The 7749-nt window shown below is 45.3% G+C and carries 7 protein-coding genes and 1 pseudogene; 4 read left to right on the top strand and 4 right to left on the bottom strand.

Going from position 1 to position 7749, the window contains the following annotated elements; genetic code table 11:
* Together AC04MQ_RS19190 and AC04MQ_RS19195 are read left to right on the top strand one after the other, a co-directional pair.
* Positions 1–2022: Lcl C-terminal domain-containing protein (locus AC04MQ_RS19190; protein WP_475392884.1), on the top strand; the 2022-nt coding region annotated here is incomplete at its 5' end.
* Positions 2023–2231: 209 nt separating this feature from the next.
* The gene (locus AC04MQ_RS19195; protein WP_475392885.1) at positions 2232–3038 is read left to right on the top strand and encodes a transporter; all 807 of its coding nucleotides are present in this window, start codon (positions 2232–2234) and stop codon (positions 3036–3038) included.
* Positions 3039–3277: 239 nt separating this feature from the next.
* Here the strand turns inward: AC04MQ_RS19195 and AC04MQ_RS19200 are convergent, their stop codons facing one another.
* From AC04MQ_RS19200 to AC04MQ_RS19210, 3 genes are all read right to left on the bottom strand, one after another.
* On the bottom strand, positions 3278–3682 hold the full coding sequence (locus AC04MQ_RS19200; protein WP_475392886.1) for a hypothetical protein: 405 nt from the start codon (positions 3680–3682) through the stop codon (positions 3278–3280).
* A 68-nt stretch (positions 3683–3750) separates the two neighbouring features.
* Complete coding sequence (locus AC04MQ_RS19205) at positions 3751–4134, bottom strand: hypothetical protein (RefSeq protein ID WP_475392887.1); 384 nt, start codon at positions 4132–4134, stop codon at positions 3751–3753.
* 168 nt (positions 4135–4302) lie between these two features.
* Complete coding sequence (locus AC04MQ_RS19210; protein ID WP_475392888.1) at positions 4303–4725, bottom strand: hypothetical protein; 423 nt, start codon at positions 4723–4725, stop codon at positions 4303–4305.
* Between the two features lie 384 nt (positions 4726–5109).
* Between AC04MQ_RS19210 and AC04MQ_RS19215 the strand changes: the two genes are divergently transcribed.
* Positions 5110–6309, top strand: a complete 1200-nt coding sequence (locus AC04MQ_RS19215; protein WP_475392889.1) for a hypothetical protein — start codon at positions 5110–5112, stop codon at positions 6307–6309.
* Here the strand turns inward: AC04MQ_RS19215 and AC04MQ_RS19220 are convergent.
* Positions 6290–6454, bottom strand: a pseudogene (locus tag AC04MQ_RS19220) (hypothetical protein); the annotation flags it as partial. The gene AC04MQ_RS19215 and the pseudogene AC04MQ_RS19220 overlap by 20 nt on opposite strands.
* 179 nt (positions 6455–6633) lie before the next feature.
* Here AC04MQ_RS19220 and AC04MQ_RS19225 point away from each other — a divergent pair.
* Positions 6634–7269, top strand: a complete 636-nt coding sequence (locus tag AC04MQ_RS19225) for a hypothetical protein (protein ID WP_475392890.1) — start codon at positions 6634–6636, stop codon at positions 7267–7269.
* The last annotated feature ends 480 nt before the right edge of the window (positions 7270–7749 follow it).

The following is a 7749-nucleotide window of genomic DNA, read 5'->3' on the forward strand; positions in this document are numbered from 1 at the left end:
GCCAGAGTAAATTTAGGGCTTGGATCGCTAGCAGTCATGAGTCCTTCTGGCGCAGCAAATAATACGACCTATCTTCGTGGTGACGGAACATGGGCGGCCTTGCCTGCAGGTGGCAGCACTGTGACGAGTGTGGCAGGTCGAGACGGAGATGTAACTTTATCGGCCACTGATATTAGTGGTTTGGGGCCGGTAGCCACCATGAGTCCTTCGGGAACGGCAAATGGCACCACTTATCTTCGAGGAGATGGTGCTTGGGCGGCTCTTGGCACAGCAGCGTCCTTAAATATAGGGACGGGACCTGGTACGGTTGCTGCGGGAAATGATTCTCGTATAACCAAAGCCATTCAAAATATAGGAATGGATAATTCTTCAAATATCATTTCGATTTCAGCTGGACTAGATAGTAACAAACCAGCTTCTCCAGTCGCAGGACAAATGTATGTCGCAACAGATGAACAGAAAATTTATCGTTATGATGGATCAATTTGGGTGACTGTGGCGCAAGCAGGTAGTGGATTTAGTGGTTCACTGGCAGGCGATGTGACGGGCTCTCAGTCTTCGACCAGTGTGGAAAAAATTAAGGGTATGGCGGTGACCAATGCAGGTGTTGGGGATGGCAAATTCTTAAGATACAATTCAGGGACTTGGGCTGCTGCGCTTATTGGTTTAACTGACATTACAGGCTTGGGTGACTTGGCTGCTAAAAACAGCGTGAACTTAGCCTCTTCAGATGTCACAGGTACGCTTGCTGCTGCCCGTATGCCTGCACTGAGTGGGGATGTCACATCCTCAGCGGGCTCAGCATCGACAACGATCTCTAGTGGTGCTGTCAATGCCCTCTCTAAAGTGGTGGCGAGCCCTGGTTCCTCTGGCCCTAATCGTCTTTTGGCGACGGATACGGGGACTGGAACGACGATCATGGATTTTTATTGCACCACAGTGGGGCATGTTCTGAAGTGGACGGGGACGACAGGTTTTGGTTGTTCGGCCTTGGCAAGCTCAGATATTTCAGGATTTAACACAGATGTGGATGCACGGATCACAGCGCAAAAAGGTGCCGCTAATGGTATTGCCACGTTAGATGGGAATACCAGAGTACCAGCTTCTCAGTTAGGAATTGGGATGGCAGACAATGCGACTTACTTAAGAGGCGACGGAAGCTGGCAACAACTTCCAGCCAATGGTATTTCGACGGCAGTGAATATCTCGACGGCCTCCTATGGGATTCAAGCAACGGATAGTGGCAAGGGATTTTATTATACCCATGATGACAATGGAAGTATTTCTCTTCCGGCTTTAAGTGCTGTTTCAAATGGTTTTACTGTGCTGATTTCACGAGAGGTAAAAAGAAATTTGACTATTGCCCCTAACGGTTCAGATAAGTTCGTCGGAGGAAGAAGCAGCTTGGAAATGAAAGCTGGAAACTTACAAAATATCACACTCATGAAGCTGGGAGCGACCTGGAAAGTCGTCAATCAGTCTGAAGAATGTGTAGTTGGCCAAGAATGTTGGACTGCTGATAATACCGGGGGCATGAAACAGATTTATGCAGGCACCTACAGAGGTTATCAGTATTTCACAACGCCAGGTGGTTGTACAGACTCTGCGAATCCGGTTTGCGCTGGGGGAATGGACACGGTTCTGAAATCTTGGGCGACGGCTTCTCCGGAAGTCGATGCACAGATATCACCATCATCACCAATGACGTTTTATGATGGCAAGGCAGGGTCTGCTTTAATAGCAAGTTATGCGACGGCCGAAGCGGCCCAGTATTGTGAAAATATGAATTATGCAGGTTATACAGATTGGTATCTACCGGCTCCGCTGGAGATGATCACGATATTGATGAAAAAGCAGGATTTGTTAGGCGGATTTGAGTATGACGGCATCAATCCTTTCTATTGGACGATGATGGATAACACCACTATTGTATATGTGGGTCATTTTCTCGACAATAGCCTGAACTCCTATTCCAAGGGGATGCAAGAGTTGAAGGTTCGGTGCGTCCGGAGATCTGAATGATCGCGTGAAACGAGCGTGTTTTGTATTTATCAGAACAAAATAGTGAGAAGCATAGGGATGCTATTAGAAATTGACTTTGAATACTGCGGAACAGAGGTTATGAATAGTTAACTGTTTACGTGTCCTTGATCGGGACATCGTTTTCTCCGAGCCCCGGTGTCGTTCCACCGGGGCTCTTTTTTTATTTTTCGTTAAAAAAGGGGGGGCTCATGTCATTATTTAGAAATGCCGCGGTTGCTTTGGCCTTCACGGCGCCGTTGTGGACCGTTCAAGCTGCTGAGGTCGTTAAAGACAATTCATTTTTGATTGAAGAAGCCTACAATCAGGATCCGGGTGTGGTGCAGTTCATCCAGTCTTATCAGTATATGGATCCTTCCCATGAATGGACTTATAATTTTACCAACGAGATTCCAATCACGGATCAGACTCACCAGTTTTCCTATGTGATTCCGGTTATGAAGCTGAACGGAGTTGATGATCAAACCAGTATTGGGGATGTACTTTTGAACTATCGCTATCAAATGCTGAACACGGATTTGATAGCCATGACTCCGCGATTGACCCTGATCGTTCCAACCGGAGACTATAAAAAAGGTTTCGGCAATGGGGTGGCAGGTCTTCAGTTCAATCAGGCAGTATCCATCACCGTAAATGATCGATGGACCAATCATTGGAATGCGGGATTTACATTCACACCGGATGCTCAAAATCCTGCTGGCGAGACAGCAACGATTTTTGGATATAATTTCGGTACCAGCGTTGTGTACAACATGACCCCAAAAACAAATCTTTTGTGTGAGTTCGTCATGAACGGCAATGAAGTGGTCGTTTCCCAGGACGCTAAGGACACCGAGCAGACCTATTATGTGGTTCCGGGCATTCGCACGGCATTTGATGTTGGTGAAGAGACTGAGGTCGTTCCTGGGGTGGGAGCCCTGTTGGGACTGGGGCCTTCCGCAGTGGAGCATGAGCGCGGAGTATTCGTTTATCTGTCTATTGAGTCCAAGCTTTGGTAGTAGGGGCTGCAATATTCAAGCTGGAGGGCTTGAAGATTTATACTTCTCTCTTATGCATAATTTTTAGGTCGTATCGAGGGATACATCTGTTTTATTTACGCTAGAATATTCAAATTAAAAAGGAACTGATTCTTTAAAGCAGTTTCTTTCGATAAAGATATTGTCTAATTCACAAGTATCTTAGTTCAGACCGGGCTTAGATTGGAAATAGAATCTCGATTTATACCATAGAGTAGCTGTTATGAGGCCTCCTGCAATAACCCACTGAGACCTCCGTAGAAGCCAATACTCATTACTATCTTCAGTTGTTCAGGAGTCAATTCCGATGAGGCAGGATTCTGCGGTACCGATTCTGTGGCAGAAGAAATAATCTGATTTCCTTTTGTCAATACGTAGGCTGACATTACAGCAAAATAGATGCATTCACCGATACCGGCTATCCAACACCACCACACTTTAAGAACAATCAAAGCTATCAATACAATGCTTAATCCCAAAGAAATCAATATAGACGAATATCCTAATTTTTCTATTACCTCAGGTCGTAAAAGTTGAGAACCATATTTATACAGTGAATAAGTATAGATTGCAAAAAGCAGCTTAACTGAAAGCGGAGATCGAATAATTGAATTAAGATAGTTCATAATGTTAAGTCTAAGATACTTTAAGTCCCAAGTAAATCTGACACTTGAGCTGGTCAGGGAATTTAAGTCTATTGGCATTTCAATGAGGAGTAAAATGAATTGGCATATGAAAGCCACATATCTTGATCGCCATCGAATTCGGCACGGCCGGCGATCATGCTGACGGCTAATTTCTTTTTTAAAACCCGCTTCTTCAGAAATTCATCAACACTTGTATTTGAGACGATCACCAGTGTACGTGTGCTCCCTGATATTTCTAAAGTGCCCTCTTTGGGATGATCGAGGTCTTCATACTGAAGGGGATTTTCGTCATCCAAAACCACCTCAACATTATTTTGGCGTTGCGTGATGCTAAAATTATGATCCAGCGATATGCCTTTACATTGAGTGGCTGCAAAAGTTGTTTGCGGAAGAGTTATGGATGAAATAAATAGAAGAGAGAGTAATTTCACGGAAGGTCTCCTTTGTCTAGGCTGTCTTTTTACCGAAGCTTTATTGGAACTTCCAGAGAACTTTGATCAATGGCGATATCTTAATGAATCCGTACTGGGAGTAAAGAAGTTTGGATCTAAAAGTGTCCTTCTTTTTTCGGCAGTACGGATAGGTTTGCCGTAAGAATTCTACGGAACACTGCAGATTGCTCCAACCGACGGCGGATGAATGACTAGCTGAGTGTGATGGTGAAATAATGATGTATACCAGCCAATTACCTTTCCGACGATATAAATGGGGTTTTCGCCACACTTGGAAGAGAGGACTTCCAAATCATGCTCGAGGTTTTGCTTTGTGTTCAGCAAGAAATGGCGATTGTAGTAATTGGAGCCATCAATTGAAAAGCTGTATACTTTCTTTCCGTCGATGGTAAGAATTAGCTCATTACTAATAAACGGAGTAAACTGAGGGTCAATAGATAGCGTTTGTCCTGGTTGAAGAGTCGCCAATGTAACCAGTTTGTGTTCTTGGTCAGCAGAGTAGCTAACGCTGTCGGCAAATGTTGTGGAACTAACGATCAATAGGGTCAAAATTGTGAAAATATTTTTCATAAGGAATCCCTTTTTCACTTTGCTTTTACGCCCTTGACAGTCCGGGAATTGGTATTCTCGGACTGTCAAGGGCGTATGGTTTCGAGAGATTGTAAGAGCAATTTAAGTTCCAGACTCAGATTCGTTGAGGGTGTTCTATATTTGCAGAACGCATAGTGTGTAGACAAAAGGTGCCCATAAAGGGTCTGATCTGGCCCCTTAACTTACTCTGCCTTTGCAGCCTTAAAATTCGATAGCAGCATCGTGACTTATTGTCCTGAGTAAAATAGAACGCGTGTATTGTGATTCACATCATTCTTTTTTCTCCAGAACACAGAATACCTAAGGTGGACCTTCAGTTACGGACTTTGGTCGCCGATAGAGGTTCCATAAGGGGAGTGCTTTATGAAATTGAAGAAACGCTATTTGCCTTTCTGTGGGTTGGTCGTCGCTGGGATCGCAACGACGGTGCTTTTTCAAAACTGTTCTAATCCAGAGTTCGCTGCAATGAATGAGCTGGCTTCTGCAAAGGTGGAAGAAATTGTACCACCAGTCAGAGTTGAAAATGACACCTATAATGTGGGTGCTGCGCCGGCTTCAGTCACGCATAAGCAACAAGAACAAGAAGATATTATTACACCTCGTTTGGTTCTTTCGGCCGCGCCGAATGGGCCTGCGCAATCTATCTTTAAGCCTGGGCAGACAGTTTATGCCCGGGCTTATGGGTTGGGTGCAAACAAAGCAAATTTGATTTTACTTATGGCAGAGACTGTTGATTGCCCACCAGGAAGTGCGGCAGAATACCAGGCTGCGCTTGCAGGTCGTTACTCGGCTTCGTATTCGGATCATTGCCTTGGTGTGGCTTACAAAGATCCGGAACGACCGGATCTTCCGGAAGATAAAAAGACCTCTTATGCGTTTTCTCGCTATAAGAATATGGTCTATAAGCCAGCGAACAGAACTTGGAACTTTGAGATGAAATTTGCCTATGATATGGCACTGAAGGTTCAACTTCATGATGCCACCGCACGAAGTTTAAAGGTTTTTGTGCCCCCAGGTCAGGGAGTGCGGATTGCGACTGTAGAAAATACGGTGGTTATTCGCAGTGATGAACCACAGATACTTCTGACTGCAAAGCGACTTGCAGCTCCAGATAGCGACACATATGGGCAGACGGCAGAGGTCTTTGACTATAAAGTGCCGACCGCCACAGCGTGGCTGGTTCCTGGAACCTTGTTCAACTTCCTTGTAACGAAGATTCCTGCTAATGGCATTCTGACATATTGTACCGAGATTGCAGGCACGAATGATTGTCAGAGCAGGTCCAATTGGGTTTATAGCAGTGAAGGTTCCACCATCACCCAGAATGGCTTGTCGCAGACCGTGACGCTGACAAAGTTACCTCAGATGTCAGCGGAATACTACTGCTCCCACTACACTCTTAGATTTCCCATCAATACAACCGTCAATTTTTACGTGGAAGAAACCGTATCCGGCATAAAACTCCAAAGGTCAATTCCCTTTGGGCGGCCGATTGCGAATTGCACCCCTTCGGCGACAAGTATCTATTCTCCAAGTGGTCCAGTCAGTTTCGGGCGCAAGTAAAAAGAATAAAGTGGAAAGTAAAAAACCAGGGGAAACCCTGGTTTTTTAGTATGAACTGGAGTTGGCGACTACTCGCTGTTGCTCGGGCGTAGCATCCGTCGACTGGAAATCCAAAAGGAATTTCAGCCTTGTTTTTGAAGCTTTCAAAGAGCTGATCTGCTGTTTTTGGGAAATAACCGAGACGTCCACTTTACGTGTTGTATCGAAGGCATCTGGAATGGACAACGAGGCCGCTAGGACGAAGTTTATCAAGACTACATTCAGCTTTTAAAGACTGAAGAAAAATTCACGGCAAAGCAAAAAGATATTTTTATTCAGGCAGGGATGTCCGCATTGGATCGAATGCTGCAAATGTACAACGGGAATCCTGCAAATATTCAGTCTGACTTGAATATTGCATTGAAAATCAATAAAGGGAATCTGGAGGCCTTGGAAGGCCTTCTGAAAGACAGTATTATTGCTAATATCGCAACGCTGAGAAGAGTGCGAGACGGGCGAACCGGGAAAATGAGTACAATTGTGGACTCTTCTCGGCGTCTACTGTTGGATCTACTGAAAGATGATTGGGATCTGATCACCAATCCGACATCGACTTTGGGTTTCTATATGTACTATTCCAAACATGCGGATCGCTACCCAATGACAAGCGCGGGGGTGATGTCGCCACAGAGCGAATTTGACGAATCTTCGTACTTACATGCCCAGTTGTGTGTGCAGGCCCTGGCGTTCAATGATCAAAGAGCATTAAGCAATATTTGTAAAGGCGCGATTCTGAAGTCGCCATTTAAAGGTATTACAGGTTACGATATGTCCTACGATCAAATATTGGTACGGCACTTGAACGATAGTAGCATGAGTAAGAACCGTCAAATATCTTTGAATCATTCGGATCGCATTTGTGCTTTCCGTTCCTTCAACCGCAAAAGTATGGTGCTGTTTATGTCGATTAATAAGAAGTAGCTGACAGAATCCAAGCTGGCCCCTCACCGTGTGGCAGCCAGCCTCCTGGTCGGTCTTTTTCGTCGTACACCCTAGATTTGGGGGCGGAAGCCCTTGCGGGGACCCTACTTTTTCCTCGAGTACGCGGCAATTCTGCCTTTAGCCGGCATCTGCGCCACTTCAAAACCCAGTATTCTTCGTGTGGAGTATTCCACCATCAATGTCACCGAAAGTGGCTTGCACTTGGTGCGCTCAAAGGTCTCCAAATCATCAAACTCAACCTCACACTCGGGGCGAACTTTCCGCACGATGGTTTTGCGGTTGATTTTCAGAACACGGGCGATTTCACGCCGGTCAGCAGATCGCGGATGAGTCTGGCTTGAGGTGAGGGGCAGGCCACAGAAGAGGTGGCCAGTTTCTTGGTTGGAAAGGCTATTCTAGGAAAATCAGAATAGCTATGAGCTTTCATCTTCAACTTAATGTTCTATTTGGCACAGAACC

The organism is Bdellovibrio sp. MYbb2 (assembly GCF_056175685.1).

Excerpts from the sequence above, each read along its gene's own strand:
- AC04MQ_RS19195 (WP_475392885.1), top strand. The coding sequence starts at position 2,232 with ATGTCATTATTTAGAAATGCCGCGGTTGCTTTGGCCTTCACGGCGCCG.
- AC04MQ_RS19200 (WP_475392886.1), bottom strand. The coding sequence starts at position 3,682 with ATGAACTATCTTAATTCAATTATTCGATCTCCGCTTTCAGTTAAGCTG.
- AC04MQ_RS19210 (WP_475392888.1), bottom strand. The coding sequence starts at position 4,725 with ATGAAAAATATTTTCACAATTTTGACCCTATTGATCGTTAGTTCCACA.
- AC04MQ_RS19215 (WP_475392889.1), top strand. The coding sequence starts at position 5,110 with ATGAAATTGAAGAAACGCTATTTGCCTTTCTGTGGGTTGGTCGTCGCT.
- AC04MQ_RS19225 (WP_475392890.1), top strand. The coding sequence starts at position 6,634 with ATGTCCGCATTGGATCGAATGCTGCAAATGTACAACGGGAATCCTGCA.